At 67.7% G+C, this 17,774-nt stretch carries 16 protein-coding genes and 1 pseudogene; 9 read left to right on the forward strand and 8 right to left on the reverse strand.

The window, feature by feature from the left end; genetic code table 11:
- Positions 1–78: 78 nt before the first annotated feature.
- Positions 79–1,122 (forward strand): KaiC domain-containing protein, encoded by a 1,044-nt coding sequence (locus P1K32_RS11200; RefSeq protein WP_276249818.1) that lies wholly within the window; start codon positions 79–81, stop codon positions 1,120–1,122.
- 90 nt (positions 1,123–1,212) lie between these two features.
- Positions 1,213–1,656, forward strand: a complete 444-nt coding sequence (locus tag P1K32_RS11205; protein ID WP_276249819.1) for a universal stress protein — start codon at positions 1,213–1,215, stop codon at positions 1,654–1,656.
- Positions 1,657–1,844: 188 nt separating this feature from the next.
- On the opposite strand, the gene P1K32_RS11210 is transcribed toward P1K32_RS11205, so the two are convergent.
- Both P1K32_RS11210 and P1K32_RS11215 read right to left on the reverse strand, forming a co-directional pair.
- Positions 1,845–2,276, reverse strand: coding sequence for a universal stress protein (locus P1K32_RS11210; protein WP_276249820.1), 432 nt, complete (start codon positions 2,274–2,276; stop codon positions 1,845–1,847).
- A gap of 145 nt (positions 2,277–2,421) precedes the next feature.
- Positions 2,422–4,260: an ATP-binding protein gene (locus P1K32_RS11215; RefSeq protein WP_276249821.1), complete on the reverse strand. Its 1,839-nt coding sequence runs from the start codon at positions 4,258–4,260 to the stop codon at positions 2,422–2,424.
- 107 nt (positions 4,261–4,367) lie between these two features.
- Between P1K32_RS11215 and P1K32_RS17885 the strand changes: the two are divergent.
- The 3 genes and pseudogenes from P1K32_RS17885 to P1K32_RS11225 all read left to right on the forward strand — a co-directional run.
- Positions 4,368–4,565: pseudogene (locus P1K32_RS17885) on the forward strand (endonuclease/exonuclease/phosphatase family protein); the annotation flags it as partial.
- Positions 4,538–5,140: an endonuclease/exonuclease/phosphatase family protein gene (locus P1K32_RS11220; RefSeq protein ID WP_276249822.1), complete on the forward strand. Its 603-nt coding sequence runs from the start codon at positions 4,538–4,540 to the stop codon at positions 5,138–5,140. The pseudogene P1K32_RS17885 and the gene P1K32_RS11220, both read left to right, overlap by 28 nt.
- 42 nt (positions 5,141–5,182) lie before the next feature.
- On the forward strand, positions 5,183–5,518 hold the full coding sequence (locus tag P1K32_RS11225) for a DUF7113 family protein (protein ID WP_276249823.1): 336 nt from the start codon (positions 5,183–5,185) through the stop codon (positions 5,516–5,518).
- Here P1K32_RS11225 and P1K32_RS11230 read toward each other — a convergent pair.
- On the reverse strand, positions 5,515–6,765 hold the full coding sequence (locus tag P1K32_RS11230; RefSeq protein WP_276249824.1) for a DNA double-strand break repair nuclease NurA: 1,251 nt from the start codon (positions 6,763–6,765) through the stop codon (positions 5,515–5,517). The genes P1K32_RS11225 and P1K32_RS11230 overlap by 4 nt on opposite strands.
- A gap of 129 nt (positions 6,766–6,894) precedes the next feature.
- Between P1K32_RS11230 and P1K32_RS11235 the strand changes: the two genes are divergently transcribed.
- On the forward strand, positions 6,895–7,809 hold the full coding sequence (locus P1K32_RS11235; protein ID WP_276249825.1) for a sodium:calcium antiporter: 915 nt from the start codon (positions 6,895–6,897) through the stop codon (positions 7,807–7,809).
- Here the strand turns inward: P1K32_RS11235 and P1K32_RS11240 are convergent, their stop codons facing one another.
- The gene (locus P1K32_RS11240; protein WP_276249826.1) at positions 7,810–8,202 is read right to left on the reverse strand and encodes a DUF7522 family protein; all 393 of its coding nucleotides are present in this window, start codon (positions 8,200–8,202) and stop codon (positions 7,810–7,812) included.
- 202 nt (positions 8,203–8,404) lie between these two features.
- On the opposite strand from P1K32_RS11240, the gene gpmI reads away from it, so the two are divergent.
- Positions 8,405–10,006, forward strand: coding sequence for a 2,3-bisphosphoglycerate-independent phosphoglycerate mutase (gene gpmI / locus P1K32_RS11245; RefSeq protein WP_276249827.1), 1,602 nt, complete (start codon positions 8,405–8,407; stop codon positions 10,004–10,006).
- A 1,317-nt stretch (positions 10,007–11,323) separates the two neighbouring features.
- Here gpmI and P1K32_RS11250 read toward each other — a convergent pair.
- From P1K32_RS11250 to nadA, 4 genes are read right to left on the reverse strand one after another with little or no spacing between them, the layout of a single operon-like run.
- Positions 11,324–11,977: an RNA 2'-phosphotransferase gene (locus P1K32_RS11250; protein WP_276249828.1), complete on the reverse strand. Its 654-nt coding sequence runs from the start codon at positions 11,975–11,977 to the stop codon at positions 11,324–11,326.
- A 39-nt stretch (positions 11,978–12,016) separates the two neighbouring features.
- Complete coding sequence (nadC, locus tag P1K32_RS11255) at positions 12,017–12,862, reverse strand: carboxylating nicotinate-nucleotide diphosphorylase (RefSeq protein ID WP_276249829.1); 846 nt, start codon at positions 12,860–12,862, stop codon at positions 12,017–12,019.
- Entirely contained in the window at positions 12,862–14,421 is a 1,560-nt protein-coding gene (locus tag P1K32_RS11260; protein ID WP_276249830.1) for an L-aspartate oxidase, read from the reverse strand. Before P1K32_RS11260 ends, nadC begins: the two co-directional genes overlap by 1 nt.
- Positions 14,418–15,539, reverse strand: a complete 1,122-nt coding sequence (gene nadA / locus P1K32_RS11265) for a quinolinate synthase NadA (RefSeq protein ID WP_276249831.1) — start codon at positions 15,537–15,539, stop codon at positions 14,418–14,420. Before nadA ends, P1K32_RS11260 begins: the two co-directional genes overlap by 4 nt.
- Positions 15,540–15,910: 371 nt before the next feature.
- Here nadA and hmgA point away from each other — a divergent pair, with 371 nt between their 5' ends.
- Positions 15,911–17,122, forward strand: a complete 1,212-nt coding sequence (gene hmgA, locus P1K32_RS11270; RefSeq protein WP_276249832.1) for a hydroxymethylglutaryl-CoA reductase (NADPH) — start codon at positions 15,911–15,913, stop codon at positions 17,120–17,122.
- A 62-nt stretch (positions 17,123–17,184) separates the two neighbouring features.
- Positions 17,185–17,673, forward strand: coding sequence for an Lrp/AsnC family transcriptional regulator (locus P1K32_RS11275; protein WP_276249833.1), 489 nt, complete (start codon positions 17,185–17,187; stop codon positions 17,671–17,673).
- Positions 17,674–17,774 lie beyond the last annotated feature (101 nt).

The raw sequence follows: 17,774 nt of genomic DNA on the forward strand, positions 1-17,774 counted from the left end.
ACCCTCCACGACGGCAAGCTTATATCTGTCTGCACGACAGTGTGCACCCATGGCTGTCTGTGGCCGGTGGTCGCGCGAATGAGCGAGGACCCGGAGGACCGCGACGACGACTGGTTCGAGAGCGCGTTCGACGACGAAGACGAGAGCAACGCGACCGACGAGTCCGGCGACGAACCTGACGCCGAGAGCGACGCAGGGAGCGAGAGTCCGTTTGCCGGCGACGACGGCGGCAGTCCGTTCGAGGACGATAGCGGTAGTCCGTTCGAGGACGATAGCGGTAGTCCGTTCGAGGACGACGGCGAGTCCGACGGGAACGACGGCGGGAGTCTCTTCGGCGACGACTTCGCGACGGCCTTCGAGTCTGCCGGCAGTCCCGGCGGCGGTGGCGGGTCCGGTGCCGAGTTCGAGGACGAGGACTTCGACTCCGACATCCCCCGTATCGACATCGGTATCGATGGGTTAGACCGGATGATACAGGGCGGGATTCCCCGCCGGCACCTCATCGTCGCCATCGGCTCGGCCGGGACCGGCAAGACGACCTTCGGGCTGCAGTTCCTCCATCACGGCCTCGAGAACGGCGAGAACTGCGTGTTTATCACGCTCGAACAGTCCCACGACGCCATCATGGACACCGCCGACGACCGCGACTGGGGGTTCGACGAGTACGAGGCCACCGACCAGCTGGCCGTCGTCGACCTCGACCCGGTGGAGATGGCAAACAGCCTCGACAACATCCGCGGCGAACTCCCGGGACTCATCGAGGACTTCGACGCTGATCGGCTCGTTCTGGACTCCGTCTCCTTGCTGGAGATGATGTACGACAACCCCGCGAAACGGCGCACCGAAGTGTTCGATTTCACCCGCTCGCTGAAGGCCGCCGGGGTGACGACGATGCTGACCTCAGAGGCCAGTGAGGACAACCCCTACGCCTCCCGCCACGGCATCATCGAGTACCTGACCGACGCCGTCTTCGTCCTCCAGTACGTCCGCTCGGAGACCCGGGAGACTCGCCTCGCCGTCGAGATACAGAAGATACGCAACGCCAACCACTCCCGCGAGACCAAGCCCTACGAAATAACGATGGACGGCATCAGCGTCTACCAGCAGGCCAATATCTTCTGAGGGCGCTCGGCTGCGGACAGTCGGCACTGTCCGCTGTCGGGACGTGTGGGGAAACAATCTTTTATTTGCCCGACCGGCGAACCGTCGGGTATGACGCTACTCGTCCCCTTCGACGGCTCGGCGCTCTCGGAAGCCGCCCTCGAACGAGCCACGGAGTTCGCGGAGTTTACCGGCGAGGACGTGCTCGCGCTGACGGTCGTGCCCGACGAACCAGAATACGCCCTCTCGCGGAACTGGGTCGACCCCGAAGACCCCTTCGACCCCGACGACATCGCCGAGCGATTCCGCCAGCGAGTCGTCGATATCGCGCCCGAAGCCGACTTCCGCTATGAGGTTCCCGACGACGTGAGCTCGATGGCCTCCTGTACGACCGACGTGACCCGGACCATCCGCGCGGTCGCCCACGAGGTCGATGCCTCCGTCGTCTTCATCGGTAGCGAGAACGCCGGCCGCGTCTCCTCGCCGGTGTCAAGCGTGGGCGCCCCTGTCTCCGAGGACCCGAGCTACGACGTCTACATTACTCGGCACGCGTGAGCGCGGCAGGTGAGCCGCGCTCTCTCACGCGGAATAGCGGCAGGTGAGCCGCGCTCTCTCACGCGGAATAGCGGCAGGTGAGCCGCGCTCTCTCACGCGGAATAGCGGCAGGTGAGCCGCGCTCTCTCACGCGGAATAGCGGCAGGTGAGCCGCGCTCTCTCCTGCCTGCGAGGGCACCGACGGCCGCTCACCGCACGACGGTCACCGGGACGGTCGCTCGGCGGACGACGATCTCGGCGACGCTGCCCAGCAGGATTCTGGACATCCCCGAGCGGCCGTGACTCCCCATCACAATGTGGTCGATGTCGTGCTCGTCGGCGTACTCGACGATGGCCTTGGTCGGCCGGCCGACTTCGACGGCCCGTTCGACGGCCGCGACGCCGCCGTCGCGGGCGATGGCCGCCAGTTCGTCGAACCGGTCGCTGGCCTCGGCCTGTTTCTCCTCGTACCACTCCTCGGAGAAGGAAGGGACCGACGCTTGCGCGCTGTAGCCCGCCTCCGCGGGGTTGATGACGTGGAACAGCACCAGCGTGGCGTCGGGGAAGTTCTCGACGGCAAAGTCGGCGGCCGCCTCAGCCTGTTCGGAGCGGTCGATCGGGACGAGAACGCGCTTGGTCATACATCCCTTGCCACTGCCGGCGGGCTTGAATGTTCGGCTCGCTGCAGCGGCTCGGTCGTTTCGCGAACGCGGAGCGTTCGCTCACTCCACGGCTCACTACGTTCGCCGTTCCGTTTCGAGGTGGTTCACTGCGTTCACCACCTCGCTACTCCCTGCCGTGGCGTGTCACACACGTCGAGAGCCCGATGAGCTCCACGGGCTCGGAGTTGTCGGGCGAGTAGACGACACGCTGGCCCTTCTCCATGTAGGGGACCTTCGATTCGAGGTTCGTGGGGATGTTGACGGCCTTGATGGCGTCCTCGTCGCCCAGATTCAGGACCATCGTCGTGTTGATCTGCTTGAATACGGGGTCGGCGATGTCCTGGGGGTCCTGCGTGATGAGATACAGCCCTAGTCGCTCCTTGCGGCCCTGCTTTGCGGCCTCGGTGAACTTCCCGATGACCTGCCGGCCCTGGACGCTGTCGGCGTCGGTGAGGAAGTTGTGGGCCTCGTCCATCCCCAGCACCAGCGGGGTCTCCTTGATGCGGTCGTACAGCGGGTCGTTCGAGAGCTTCTGGTCGATGAGCAGGCTTGAGACGGCGAGCACGATGGTCGAGGCGGTGCGAGAGTCCGTGATGTGGTAGGTCGGAATCACGGTCAGCCCGCCGGCCCGCACGAGCTGGGAGATCTGGTCGGTGATGGGGCGGGCGTCCTGGTCGAAGACCGTGCCAAAGCCCTGGACCCGCCGTTTCACGGCGTCGAAGGTGGCCTCGTGGATGTCGCCGGTCTCGTCGAGTTCCTCCTTGAGCGCGGGGTCGCTCAGGAAGGTCGTGAACTGGTCGTACGTGGCGCTGCGGCCGTACTCACGCTTGAACCGCGGCAGGAGCGTGTTCGTCAGCGCGGTGTACTGGTTGTCATTGAGGCTGGAACCGGCGATGAGCCACGGGTTCGAGTGGACCAGCGAGAACGGGATGGTGAACTCGACCTGTTCGGCGCGGTGATGACTGGCGCTGTACTCGGCGCCTGCGACTTTCGGAACGAACGCGATGGTGTCGTCGTGCCCGCCCGTCTTGACCCCCTCGCGCTCGCAGCGACGGGCGAAGTCGTCGGTCATCTTGGGGTTGTCGTCGTGCATCTGGGCGTACTCGTCTTGGGGGTCGAACTGGACGACGGCGAGTTCCGGCGTGCGCCCGTCGCCCATCTCGTAGGTGCGACCCAGATACTGCCGGAGGACGTTCTTCGAGCTGTGGGTCTTCCCGGAGCCGGTGCCACCCGCCACGAGCGTGTGCCGGAAGACGAGCGGGTCGCCCGACTCGTAGTCGTCTTTGAGTCGATAGTCGATGGTCGGCGGGCTGGCGCTCGTCTTGACCTTCTCGCCGCCGACGGAGAGGTGGCCCAGGAAGACGCCGTCCTCGGGAATCTTCAGCCCGGTCTTTATCTCGGATTTGTCGGTCGCCTCGCGGACGACCGTCTCGGGTTTGGGGACGCGGTCGGTCATCCGGCGCTTGAGTTCGTCTCCGTCCTGATAGAGCACGGCGATGGGGTCCAGCGCCGCCATGAACTTGAAGTCCTGCTCGTCGATTCCAGCCTCGCGCATCGCCCGTCGGGCGTGTATCTCGGTGGCGTCGTCGGCGCGGAACTCCTGGGCGTACTCCAGGGCGGAGATGCGACAGAAGAGCCGCTCGCCGTCGGGATAGGGCACCAGGAGGTACTTCCCAAGACGGACCCGCGAGCGGTTCTGGACGGTGACGTAGGCCTGGAGGTGACACTCTTCGTCGTCCTCACTGATGCGGAGCCCGTCGGCCGCCGAGAGGACGCCCAGCCCGGTGTCGATCCCGGCCGGCGTCACGTCCATGGTCTCGAAGTCGTCGTCCGCGGTGTCGCCGACGCCGTCCGCGGTGGTGGCGCCGCTATCGGTCGCGTCGGCCGCCGCTGTCCCGTCGGTCGACCCGTCGCTCTCGTCGTCCTCGCCGTCGAAATCAGTGAAGTCCCCGAGGTCGGACATACAGCCATCCACGGTAGCCGGGGATTAACACCTTTCCCCAGCACGCCGGAAGTGGAACGCTTACCCTGCTGGCCCACAGACTGACGCGTATGAAGCCGGTGCGGCTGATGTCGTTCAACGTTCGCTACGACACTGCCACGGACGGCGTCCACAACTGGGCCCATCGGCGGCGGCTGGTGGCCGATACCGTCCGGTACCACGACCCCGACGTGGTGGGCGTTCAGGAGGCGATGACCCACCAGCTCCGGGAGTTAGAGACCATGCTGCCGGGCTATGAGTGGGTCGGCGACGCGCGCGATACGGCCGCACCGAGCGGCGAGCACACCGCCGTCGGCTACCGGCGCGACCGGTTCAGCGGTCTGGCGACGGACACCTTCTGGCTCTCGGAGACCCCCGAGACGGCAAACTCCGTCGGCTGGGACGCCAGGCATCCGCGGGTTGCGACCTGGGTGCGACTGCGCGAGCGGGGCGCGGACCGCCCGCTGGTCGTACTGAACACCCATCTGGACCACGCCGGGGGCGCGCCAGACGGGAGGGTATCGAGCTGGCGCTGTCGCGACTCGCCGAGCTCGTCGACGACGCGGCGGTCGTCCTCTGTGGCGATTTCAACTGCGTCGTCGGCGGGCCGGCCCACGACGCTGCCAGCGGCTACGACCTGGGCGGCGGCCGACGGCTCCGCGACAGCCGCCGGCTGGCACCGACCCGCCACGGTCCGACGACGACCCGGACCGACTTCGAGGACCTGCTGCCGGAGATGGGTATCGACCACGTCTTCGTCAGCGACGACGCCGCGGTCACCGGCTGGGCGGCCGTCACCGACCGCGACGACGCCCACTACGCCTCGGACCACCTGCCGGTCGTCGTCGACTGCGAGTTCTGAGCCGAGGTGATGCTTTTGCCCGCTGGGTGCTTACTCTCGGGTATGTTACTCGTTTCCGGCACTGCGGGGGAGGCCGGCCTGACCGGCACGCTGTACGAACCGGGCGAATCACCGCCGTCGTTTCGCGGGGCGCCCGAGGAGGGGTCGCCCTACGTCTGGGTGTGTGACGCCTTCTACGAGGTCGAGAGCGGCGGACAGCCCCAGACCGTCGGGGACCGCGAGCTCCGGGTCGCCTTCGAGTCGCCGGCGCCCCGTGGGTTCCCGGACCAGGCGGCGGCGCTGTCGGCAGCGAAAGAGCACATCAGAACCCAGTTCGCCCGGCTGGACGTCCCCAGAAGCGAGGTCGACATCACGGTTCGTCGGCGCGTCGACGCCTAGAACTTCTCTTCGATGGCGCCCCAGCGGAGGTCGTTGTAGGAGGCGTCGCGGTCCGTCTCGAACTCCCGCTCGATACGTCGGGTGAGTTCCTCGCTGCCCTGTCGGTCGATACTGGCGAGTTCGTCCGCCTTCGCGACGGCCAGTGGCGGCCCCTGCTCGGCGGCTACGTCGTGCAGTAGCTGGCGGGTGAGCCGCTCCCGGCGCTCGGGCTCTTTCGTGAAGGCGTAGGGCGCTTCCACTCGAAAGACGAGGTCCGTTCGCGGGTCGTAGACGACGAAGAAGGTCACCTCGTAGGCCTCGGGCTCGAGTTCGCGGTCGATATCCAGGGCGTCGCCGTCGGCGGCCATCATCCCGTCGGTGCCGGCCCGCGAGCGGAACCAGTTGGTGCAGGTCAGCGCCTCTGTCTGCCGGTCGCCGTCGTCGCGGCGTTCGAGGATGTGCCGGAAGAAGGCGCTGTCGCTGGTCCATGGGGCCGCGGTCTTCTTTCGGATGGTCCGGGTCAGGGGCTTGCGCGAGGAACTCTTGACGAACCCCACGAGGGGGACGTCCTTCCTGACGAACCGCTCGACGAGTTCGACGTAGTTGCCGACCACGCTCTTGGGGCGGTCGTCCTCGGCCAGCAACTCGGCGAGTTCGGTGTCCCGGTCGGCCCACCGGAGCAGGCCGGTGGGGTAGATGGGACCGTCGAGCACGAGCAGGTCCTCGACGGCGTCGGCGTTCATGAGGGCGTGGTCGCTCTCGGCGAGATACAGCGCCAGCGCGTGGACGACCCGCTGTTCGAAGCGGTCGACCTTGGGTGCATCGAGCACCCGCCGGCGGGCGTAGCCGCGGTCGTCGGCCCGCCACTCGTCGTCGAAGGCGAGCGTCGCGTCGTTCGAGTGGACCGCCATGATGATAGTCCGACCGCGGTGGAGGTCCACGTCCGACGGCGTCGCGCTCATCGCGGCCTGTGCCACGTCCAGCACCAGCCCGTTCTTGAACGTTGTGGGGTTGATAGTGCCCGAATCTAGCCCGTGCTGGGTCGGGAACGGGGCGTCCTCAAGGGCGATGTCCGCGACGGGGACCTTCCGACGGCGCTGCTCGCCAAGCGGGACGAGTATCTCGCGGCCGTCGGTGTCGTACAGCGGGTCCAGAAACGACTCCCAGACGTCCTCTGCGGCGGCCCCCTGGTCACTCGTCTCGACGGTCGCCCCGACCTGGCCGGCCAGCCGGGCGATTCCGTCGACGTGTACCGGGTCCAGCGTCATGTGCGTGGGTTCGCCGGTGACGGCATAACTCTGGTGGGCCGTGGGGGCAACAGTTAGGGGCGTCCTGTCGCTACGCTACCCCAGTGCCATCACACCGTCGCCGACCCCGTCCCGCCGGAGGGGACTGACGTGGTCCTCTTCGACGTGCTGTACGTCGGTGTCGCCGTCGTCGCGCTGTGGTTCGGCGCCGACCAGTTCGTCACCGGCGCCTCGCGGGTCGCCCGCCGGCTCGGTGTGCCGGGGCTTGTCATCGGCCTCACCGTCGTCGCCTTCGGCACCTCGGCCCCGGAGTTCGCGGTGACGATAGATGCAGCCCTCGCTGGCCAGTCGGACATCTCCGTGGCCAACGTCGTCGGCTCGAACGTGCTGAACCTGGGCTTTATCCTCGGTGGGGTCGCGCTGGTTCGGGCCATGGCGACCTCCCGAACCCTCGTGCGCCGCGACGGCCTCCTGCTGGTCGCGTCGACGGCACTGCTGCTGGTTGTCGCACTCGACGGCCACCTCTCCGCGGTCGAGGGGGGACTGCTGTTCGCGTCGCTACTGGCGTATCTGGTCGCGCTCGCACGCTCGGAGAGCGACGGCGCGGCGACCGCCACCGACCAGTTCCACGCGCCCGACGTCGGTCGGCTGCTGGTCGGCCTCGCGCTCGTGGTCGGCGGGGGCCACCTGCTGGTCGTCTCGGCCGTCGACATCGCCCGGGTCGCCGGCGTCTCCGAGTGGGTAATCGGGCTCACCATCGTGGCCGCGGGCACCTCGCTGCCGGAGTTCGCCACCTCGCTCGCCGCCGCCAGGGCCGGCCGGACCGGCATCTCTGCGGGGAATCTGGTCGGCAGCTGTATCTTCAATACGCTCGGCGTGCTCGGGCTGGCCGCACTCATCCGGCCGCTGACCGTCTCGTCGGTCGGTGTCGAGGGGGCCGCGTGGTTACTGGGAACCACCGTGGTGGTCGTGGTGCTGTTCTACACCGAAGAGACGCTGTCCAGAATAGAAGGTGGGTTGCTCGTCGCGCTCAACGCCGCGAACTGGCTCTGGAATCTGCTGTGACTACTCTTTGCCCGACTCCTCGCGCAGCAGCCGCTCGATGGCCTCCGCAATCTCCTCGTAGGACCCCATCGAGAGGCCGTCAGTGGTGATGAGCACGCCCTGGCGCTCCGTGGTTGCCCGGAGCAGATAGCCGTTCTCGAAGGCCCGCACGGTAAAGCGGTACTCGCCCAGCTCGGACTCCTGGTAGGCGTTCTTGGTCTGTTTGTACCCCTGCCACTCGTGGCCGACGAAGTCGTTGAGGTCCGCGTCCTGTTCGAGGTCCTCGCGCAGATAGAGCTGCTCGAAGTTCGCCCGTGTGAAGTACGTCACCGACCGCAGCGAGTCGCCTGTCGCTGTGCGGGCCGTCGTGACGATGGCGTCGGCCAGGTCCTCCGAGAGGATGTTTCGCGTCATGCCAGTAGGGTGACGGTCCACCCTCTTAACGTCGGGGTTCCCGGCTAGGGAACCTGATACTGGGGCGGTCGTGCTACGCGGTCACAGCGGGGCGTTGTCGCGGGTCGACGCCGCAGACGGAAGCCGAAACTCACGGCGTTGCGGTGTCCGCGACACTTCGGCGACCGAAGGGCTATTACCCCGTTCGTGTGACCATTCGCGTATGCAAGTCGGGCTCGTAATCCTCGACGGCTGGGGACTGAATCCGGACGAGAACGTACGGGACGCCGTGGCTGCGGCCGAGACACCCAACTTCGACCGGTACCGCGAGGCCGGTGCGGACTCGACGCTTTCGACACACGGCCGCCGGGTCGGGTTGCCCGAGGGCCAGATGGGCAACAGCGAGGTGGGCCATCTCAACATCGGCGCCGGGCGCGTCGTCAAGCAGGACTCCGCCCGGGTCACCGACACCGTCGCCCGGTCGCGCGGCGAGACGGAACCCGACCCCGACGACCAGGACCCACCGTTCTTCGAGAACGAACACATCCTCTCGGCCTTCGACTACGCCGAGACCAACGACGGCAAAGTCCACTTCATGGGGCTGGTCTCGGACGGCGGCGTCCACTCGTATCAGGACCACCTCCACGCGCTCATCGAACTCGCCGACGAGCGCGGGACCGAGGCGGTCACACACGCCTTCACCGACGGCCGCGACACCTCGCCGAAGGGCGGTGAGGGCTACCTCTCTCAACTGGCCGCCCACGCCGAGAAACACGGCACCGGCCACGTCGCGACGGTGACGGGCCGATACTTCGCGATGGACCGCGACCAGAACTGGGAGCGCACCCGCCGGGCCTACGACGCTGTCGTCGACGCCGACGCCGACCATCAGGTCGAGACGGCCGTCACGGCCGCCACGGAGTCGTACGCCCGTGACACCACCGACGAGTTCATCGAGCCGACCGTCATCGACGGCTACGACGGCATGGACGACGGCGACGCGGCCGTCTTCTTCAACTTCCGGTCGGACCGGGCCCGCCAGCTCTCCCGGATGCTCGCGGATATCCGCCCCGACGCCTGGGGCGCTGACACAGAGCCGCCGACGATTCGGCTGGTGACGATGACCCAGTACGACAGCACGTTCGACCTCCCCGTCGCCTTCCCGCCGAACCAGCCCGCCGACACCTACGGCGAGGTGCTCTCTGCGGCCGGCCTGACCCAGCTCCGGCTCGCCGAGTCCGAGAAGTACCCCCACGTCACCTACTTCCTCAACGGCGGCCGGGAGGTCGAGTTCGAGGGCGAGCGCCGGGAAATCGTCGAGTCCCCGGACGTGCCGACCTACGACCTCCAGCCGGAGATGAGCGCGCCCGGCGTCACGGACACCGCTATCGACGTGATAGAATCCGAAGACCCGGACGCCCTCGTCCTGAACTACGCCAACCCCGACATGGTCGGCCACACCGGTGACTTCGACGCGGCCAAGACTGCCGTCGAAGCGGTCGACGAGCAACTCGGCCGGCTGGTCGAGACCATCCACGACGCCGGCGGCCACGTCCTCGTCTGTGCCGACCACGGCAACGCCGACGACATGGGAACCGAAGAGGACCCACACACCGCTCACACGACCAACCCGGTGCCGTTCATCTACGTCGCGCCGGGAGCGGGGTCGGGAACCGACCCCGAAGAAGCGAACGGCGACGCCGTGAGCGACGGCGGGCTGACCGCCCGCGACGGCGGGACGCTGGCCGACCTCGCGCCGACCATGCTCTCGCTCATCGACGTCGACCGGCCCGACGCGATGACTGGCGAGCCGCTGCTTGAGTAACTGCTCTCCGGTCCGGGGCCGCTCCGCAAGTCCCGCTCACTCCTCGCGCAGCCCGAACTCCGCCGCAGTACCGACCGCTGCGTGCGTATCGCGTCGGCGTCACCCGGCGGATACGCCGTCGCCAGTTCGAGCGCGCGGTCGAGGTCGGCCCGCGCCGACACGGCCAGCTCCCGGGCAGCCGCCTCGTTGCCGACCGCCAGCTCCCAGTTGGCCGCCTCCCGGCCGTCAGCGGCGCGCTCAAGCCGCACGTCGACGAGCGCCTCGATGGCAGCCGCCGCCTCCTCGCGCGCCCGCTCTCTGATGTCGTCCGACAGCGTCGCGTCACCGGTGACCAGCGCTCCGACCGTCTCGTAGATATCCAGGGCCGCCTCGAGGTCCGCGATACGCTCCTCGGGGTTCTCCCGGTCCGCCGCACGGGCGGACCGGTGGCGCCCGGTCGCGAACAGCCGTCCGAGACTCGTATCGGCGATATCGTCTGCCATCGTCAGCCCGACCATGCTGTTCTCGGTCGCGAGGCCGTCCCGCTGGGCCCGCTCGAGGGCCTGCTCGAAGCGGTCGTAGGCCGCGCGCGCTCGCCGGTAGCTCAGCTCCAGGTCTCCGGTGTCGAGGCGGCGGCGCGCCGACGTGAGCGTCTCTCGGCCCGCCAGGACGTACCGATCGCGGACGAGACAGTGGAGGTCTCTCTCCACCGTGGACTGCGCGCTCGCGGTGGTTTCAGGACGCGTCTCGACTGCCTCCATCGCCGCCCCCAGTCGACGGTCGAAGGCCTCCCACTCCCCGGCCGCGAGATGGGCCGACAGCGCCTCGCAGTGGTCCGCGAGGTCGGTGTCTCCGGTTGACACGGCCCCCGGGTTGTCACAGGCCACCGGGAGGAACGCCGCCACCGCCTCGAGGTCCGACTCGCGGGTCGGAAACGAGTACGCCTGCCCGTGCTGCGTCTCGAACTCGACACGCGGCGTCCCGGCCTCGCGGTGGACCGCCACCTCGGCGACGTTCGTGTACCGGTGGGAGGTCACGAAGTCGGTGTCGCGGCCGACCGGGTCGGCGACCAGGATAACGATGCGGTGATCGGTCAGGCCAAGGTAGGCGCCGGCCCCGTCATCGGGACGGACCGCTCGGCCGCCGTCCGCGCCGCGCTCGACGCCGGCTTGCGTGTTCGTCAGCAGGTGTCGCAACCGCTCGCCGTCCTGCAGATACGGATCGAGTGGCGTCGCGGTAGTCGTGTCTGTCATCGGCGATCCGGCTCCGGGGGAAATACAGCGAGTAGGGGACCGCAGGGAAGATAAATCTACCTGAGACCCGTCGAAAAATAATCGACTACGAACGCCCGTTTCGCGTCGAGAGATACGCAGGGGGGACGCGGTCGGTGGTGTAGGTCGCCTCGCCTCGTTTGGCAATCTCCAGACCGTCCGCTTCCATCGCCGCCGCGTCGACTTCGAGCAGTACCGGGTCGTCCGCGTGGCGGGAGCCGACCTCCGTCGCCGTCTCGACGCTCGCCGAGAGGTGGACCCGCTGGCGGTTCATCGGTCGAAGCCCTTCCTCGGCGATTGCAGCCACGTTCCGGGGTGCGGTGCCGTGATAGAGCGTGTCCGGGACCGGGCCGCCGTCGGCCTCGATGGTCACGTCGACCGAGTGGCCGTAGGCCGCCCGGATTCGGTCGGAGTCGCCGCCGGGGTCGCGCTCGAAACGGCCCTTCGGGTCCGTCACCACGACGGCGTCGACGGTCTCCCGGTCTGGCCAGTTGTACTTCGACTCGACAGCGTCGACGAGGTCCGGCAGCGCTGTCCAGCCGTTCCCGTCCAGGTCGAGCCCGGCGTCGTCGGGGAAATGCCGAAGCGCACCCGAGACGAACTTCGAGAGCTGTCGACGGCGGTCACCGTCGACGACGTGCTCACCGTCTGCCTCGCAGTGTGGGCAGCTATCGCCCTCGAAGAAGCCGTGGTCGTCGCATCGTCGCACGTCTGCTGGCATGGTCTCCGTGTCTGTGGGCGCCGGTGAAAAGCTCCCTGCTCACCCGGTCCGAAACGACAGGTCCAGCGTCGGCGCGGAGTGGGTCAGCGACCCCATAGAGATGATGTCCACGCCGGTCGCGGCGTAGTCGGGGACGGTCTCGACGGTGATGCCGCCGCTGGCCTCGGTGAGCGTCTCACCGTCGGTCTCGGCGACCAGTTCGACGGCCCGCTCGGTCTCTTCGGTCGTCATGTTGTCAAGCAGGACGATATCGGCCCCGTACTCGGCCGCTCGCGGGGCGTCTTCGACGGTCTCGACCTCCACGTCCAGCTTCGTGGCGAAGGAGGCACGTTCGCGGAAATGCGAGATAGCGCCTGCAAGTCCCATCTCGGCGACTTGGTTGTCTTTGACCATCACCATATGCGAGAGGTCGAGCCGGTGGGTGTCGCCGCCGCCGGCCGCGACGGCGCGCTTCTCGACGCCGCGCAGGCCGGGCGTGGTCTTGCGGGTCCCGGCGATAGCGGTGTCGTCCGAGACGGTCCGGGCCGCGTCCACTGCAGCGGCCGTCTTCGTCGCGATACCCGCGGCGTGGCCGACAATATTCACGGCGACGCGCTCGCCCCGCAGTACCTCGCGGGCGGGTCCCTCGACGGTGAGGACGAGGTCGCCGGCTTCGATGCGGTCGCCGGCTTCGACCTGCTCGGTGGTTCCACCGCCTCGCTTCGAGGTGTTTCGCACCTCGCAATCGAGATACGAAAACACCGCTCGCGCGGCGTCCAGCCCGGCGACGGTTCCGGTCTCCTTGGCGACCAGCCGCCCCTCGGTCTCGCCGGGTACGTCGTTGGTCACGTCGTGGTGGCCCACGTCTTCCCGCAGCCACCGTTCGACGTCGGCGTCGGTAATCATCAGTCCGCGGACGATTCCGCCGGCGCTTTCTCGACGAGGTTGTGGGTGCCGACGCTCTCGGTGTTCTCGCTGGCGTGGCGGGCCACGAGCAGCGCCGTCACGCTCGCGTGGCGCAGCTCGTACAGCGACCGGCTCGTGCGGGTGCGCACGTAGGCGTCGACCTCGCCCTTGAGGCGGCGCAGCAACGCCATCGCCTTCCCGAGTTCGGCGGGGTCGCGTTCCACGCCCAGTTGCTCGTCCATCACGCGGCGCAGCCGGTGCATCTTGTCGCCGGCGAAGCGGGCGGGGAGGTCCGGGTCCCGCTCCAGCAGGTCCGGGGCTTCGATGGGGTCGACCGGCTTGCCGGCGGCGTCCTCGCCGGCGCGAAGGCCCCAGACCAGCCCTTCGAGCAGGGAGGTCGAGGCCAGTCGGTTCGCGCCGTGGACCCCCGTTCGGGAGCACTCCCCGACGGCGTAGAGCCGGTCGAGCGTGCTCCGGCCGCGGTCGTCGACGCTGACCCCGCCACAGAGGAAGTGCTCGGCGGGGGCGACCGGGATACCCTGCTCGTAGTCGATACCGTGGTCCCCACAGCGCCGGGCCAGCCCGGGGAACTCGGCGGCGAACTCGAGCGGCGAGACGTCGAGCAGGACCTCGCCCGTCGCCTCCCGTTCGGCTTTGACGGCGCGGGCGACCACGTCGCGGGGCGCGAGTTCGGCGTCCGCGTGGTAGTCCGGCATGAACCGCTCGCCCTCCCCGTTGCGCAGCAGGCCGCCCTCGCCGCGGACGGCCTCGCTGACGAGGAAGACGCCGCTGTCGTCGTCTTGCTCTGCGGTTTCGCCGCTTCGCTTCGAGGCCCGCTGGGCCTCGCCTGGTACTGCGACGGTCGGATGGAACTGGACGTACTCCATGTCTTCCACGTCCGCGCCAGCCAGTGCGGCCATCGCGATGCCGTCGCCGGTGGCCATGTCGGGGTTGGTCGTCCGCGGGTAGAGCTCGCCGATGCCGCCGGTCGCCAGCACCACGCTCCCGGCGTAGTGCGGGGTCACCTCGCCGTCGGATTCGAGCATCGCGCCGTGGACGCGCCCCTCGTGGCGAATCAGTTCGAGCGCGGCGGTGTCGTCCATGATCTCGACGCCGTCGCGGGCGTCGAGGTAGTTCAGGAACGGGACGTGGATGTGCTTGCCCGTCGCGGCGTCCACGTGGAGGATGCGGTCCTCGCTGTGGGCGGCCTCGCGGGTGAAATCCAGGTCGTCGCCGCTGCCGTTCGTATCAAATTCGACGTCGAGCGTCTCCAGCAGCACGTCCTCGACGGCGTCGTTGGCGTTCTCGACGAGCACGTCGACGGCGTCGGGGTCGGCGGTGTCGTCGCTTGCGGCGATGATGTCTTCTTTGAACTGCTCGGGGTGGTCCCGGGAGACGGCGATGCCGCCCTGGGCCCACCACGAGGAGGCGCCTTCCGGGCGGGTCGCTTTCGTCGCGACGGTCACGTCGCTGCCCTCGCGTACGGCGCCGAGCGCAGCAGCCAGCCCGGCGATACCGGAACCGACGACGAGTACGTCGGAGGTGTCGTGGTCAGTCATATTTCCAGCATCCGGTCGAGTGCGACCTGGGCCAGGTCCTTCTCCTCGGGCGCGACCTCGATGACGTTGCGTTCGCGGCCCTCGACCAGCTCCTCCAGGACCCAGGTGAGGTAGTTCGGGTCTATCTGGCGCATCGCGTTACAGTCCATGCAGGCGTCACCGCACAGCGGGACGACGTTGACCTCGGGGTGCCACCGCTGGAGGTGGTGGGTGAGGTGAATCTCCGTGCCAATGGCCCACGTGTCGCCGGGGTCGGCCTCGGTGACCTTCTCGCAGATAGTCGCCGTGGAGCCGCTCACGTCGGCGGCTTCGACGACTTCGCGGCGACACTCCGGATGGACGATGACGTTCGCGTCCGGGTGCTCCTCGCGGATGCTCTCGATGTGGTGCTCGCGGAAGCGCTCGTGGACCTGACAGTACCCTTCCCAGAGGATGATGTCGTTCTCGACGGCCTCGGCGGCGGTGGTCCCCTCGGGGTCCCACGGGTCCCAGTCGACGATTTCGTCTTCCATCCCCAGCCGGTAGGCGGTGTTTTCCCCCAGATGCTTGTCTGGCAGGAAGAGTACTTTATCGCCTCTCTCGAAGGCGTACTCGAAGGCCTTGTGGGCGTTCGAGGACGTACAGACCAGCCCGCCCTGCTCGGCACAGAACGCCTTCAGATCGGCGTAGCTGTTCATGTACGTGATGGGGATGATGTTCTCGTCGGTCTCGGCGGTGAGTTCGGCCCACGCGGCGTCGACCTGGAGCGCCTCGGCCATCCCGGCCATGGGACAGGACGCCTCCATCGAGGGGAGGATGACGCTCTGGGCGTCGTCGGTGATGATGTCGGCGGACTCGGCCATGAACGTCACCCCGCCGAAAATGACGTAGTCGGCGTCGGAGTCGGCGGCCTCCTTCGAGAGCTGGTAGGAGTCCCCGATGAAGTCGGCGTGCTCGACGATTTCCCGTCGCTGGTAGTTGTGACCCAGGATGACAACGTCGTCACCTAGCTCGTCGAGCGCCGCCTCGATGCGCTCGGTCCGTTCGTCCTCCTCGAGCTCCCGATACGCCGGTGGGAGCTGTTCGAGGTTGTCGTATTTGAAGAGGCTGAGGTCGGTCTCGAACTCAGCCGTTTCCATTTCGGGCAAAGTTGACCCTCCTATAGGTGACTAGTCGTTCGAACTCCTCTATTGAAAAAATTTTGCCTTCAATATACTCCGATGGGGAGAATAGTAGGTCGGTAACGAACTTTGTTGGAATTCGGCGTATGATAACGATAGTCATACACTCGGCGACCGACCGTCCCGTCGCTGTCTCGCGATAGATGGGGCTTACACCGCCTGTCGCGCACCGCTGTTCGGTGTTTTTCCCTCCCTAACTCGGCGGCTGTGCCAGACTGCGGGTGGGCGTGACGCGGCTCTGACTCGCTATGCTGGTGGCGTGTCGTCGTCCGGCTCCGGGGGCCACCGATAAGAGCAACTGTTAGGGGGCCGGCCCGCAACCGACCTGTATGACCGACGCCGAGACCCTCGCCCGGAAGGTACAGGACGGCGAGTTGCGCCTCTACGAACTCGAAGACCACGCCGACGCCGAGACGGCCGCCGCCGCCCGCCGGCAGCTGCTGGCCGAAGAGGTCGGCGCCGACCTCGAAACGGTCGGCGAGTACGCCTTCGACGCCGCCGACGCCGAGCCCAACATCGAGAACATGGTCGGTGCGGCCCAGATACCGATGGGTGTCGTCGGCCCGCTACCCGTCGACGGCGGCGCGGCCGAGGGCGAGCACTACCTCCCGCTGGCGACGACCGAGGGCGCCCTGCTCGCGAGCGTCAACCGCGGCGTCTCCACGATTCGCCACGCCGGCGGTGCGACGGCGAGAGTACTCAAGTCCGGGATGACGCGTGCGCCCGTGTTCAAGGTCGACGACGTGGCCGAGGCCGGCGAAGTGTCGGCCTGGGTCCGCGAACACGTCGCGGAACTGGCCGACGCGGCCGAAGCGACCACGAGCCACGGGGAGCTACAGGACGTGACTCCCTACGTCGTCGGCGACAGCGTCTTCCTCCGATTCAGCTACGACACCAAGGACGCGATGGGGATGAACATGGCCACCATCGCCACCGAGGCGGCCTGCGACGTCATCGAGGCCGAGACGCCCGCCGACCTCGTCGCGCTGTCGGGCAACCTCTGTTCCGACAAGAAACCCGCCGCCATCAACGCCGTCGAGGGCCGCGGCCGCACGGTGTCGGCCGACGTCCTGATTCCCCACGAGCAGGTCGAGGAACGGCTGGACACGACGACGGCGGCCATCGCCGAAGCGAATACCAGAAAGAACCTCGTGGGCTCGGCGAAGGCCGGCGCGCTGGGCTTTAACGCCCACGCCGCCAACGTCGTCGCCGCCGCGTTCCTCGCGCTGGGCCAGGACGCCGCCCAGGTCGTCGAGGGGTCCAACACCATCACGACCGTCGACGCGCGCGAGGAGGGGCTGTACGCCTCGGTGACGCTGGCCTCGCTCGAAGTGGGCACTGTCGGCGGCGGGACCTCCTTACCCACCCAGTCGGAGGCGCTCGACGTGCTCGGCTACGGCGGCGGCGGCGACCCCGCCGGGAGCAACGCCGACGCGCTGGCGGAGGTCATCGCCGCCGGGGTGCTGGCCGGCGAGCTCTCCCTGCTGGCCGCGCTGTCCTCGCGGCACCTCTCCTCGGCACACGCGGAACTCGGCCGGTAACGCGGGTCGCGAGCGGGGCCGAATCACGTACTTTTGTGCTACCGGCTCGCAAACCGGGTGACATGGCCGACTCCGAGTACCCGATAGACGACCTCGACCGACAGATAATCCACGCGTTGCAGGGCGATGCCCGTCACACGTCAGCCAGCGAAATCGCCGAGTCCCTGGACGTCTCGGCCCGGACTGTCCGCAACCGAATCAGCAACTTGGAGGCGGCCGAGGTCATCCGCGGCTATGACGTCGACGTGGACTACGAGGCCGCGGGCTATCAGCTCCACACGCTCATCGTCTGTACGGCGCCGATTCACGAGCGAGAAGAGATAGCCCGCCGGGCCCTCGACGTGGACGGCGTCGTCGCCATCCGGGAGGTGATGACCGGTGCGGAAAACGTCCACGTCGAAGTCGTCGGCGTCGACGGCAACGACCTCAGCCGCATCGGCCGCGACCTGAACGACATCGGTCTCGAGGTCGTCGACGAGGACCTCATCCGCAACGAGTACACGCGGCCGTTCCACCAGTTCGACCCGGAGGCGGTTGCCGATGATAAATGAGTATAATTTTCCGGGTACGGCTATATACCAATCTTGATTTCGGATACGGAATTCAAACCCGTTCCTTTATTCACTTCCGGAATTAAGTGTCGGCCAGTACC

Source organism: Haloarcula rara (assembly GCF_029338235.1).
GTDB lineage: Archaea > Halobacteriota > Halobacteria > Halobacteriales > Haloarculaceae > Haloarcula > Haloarcula rara.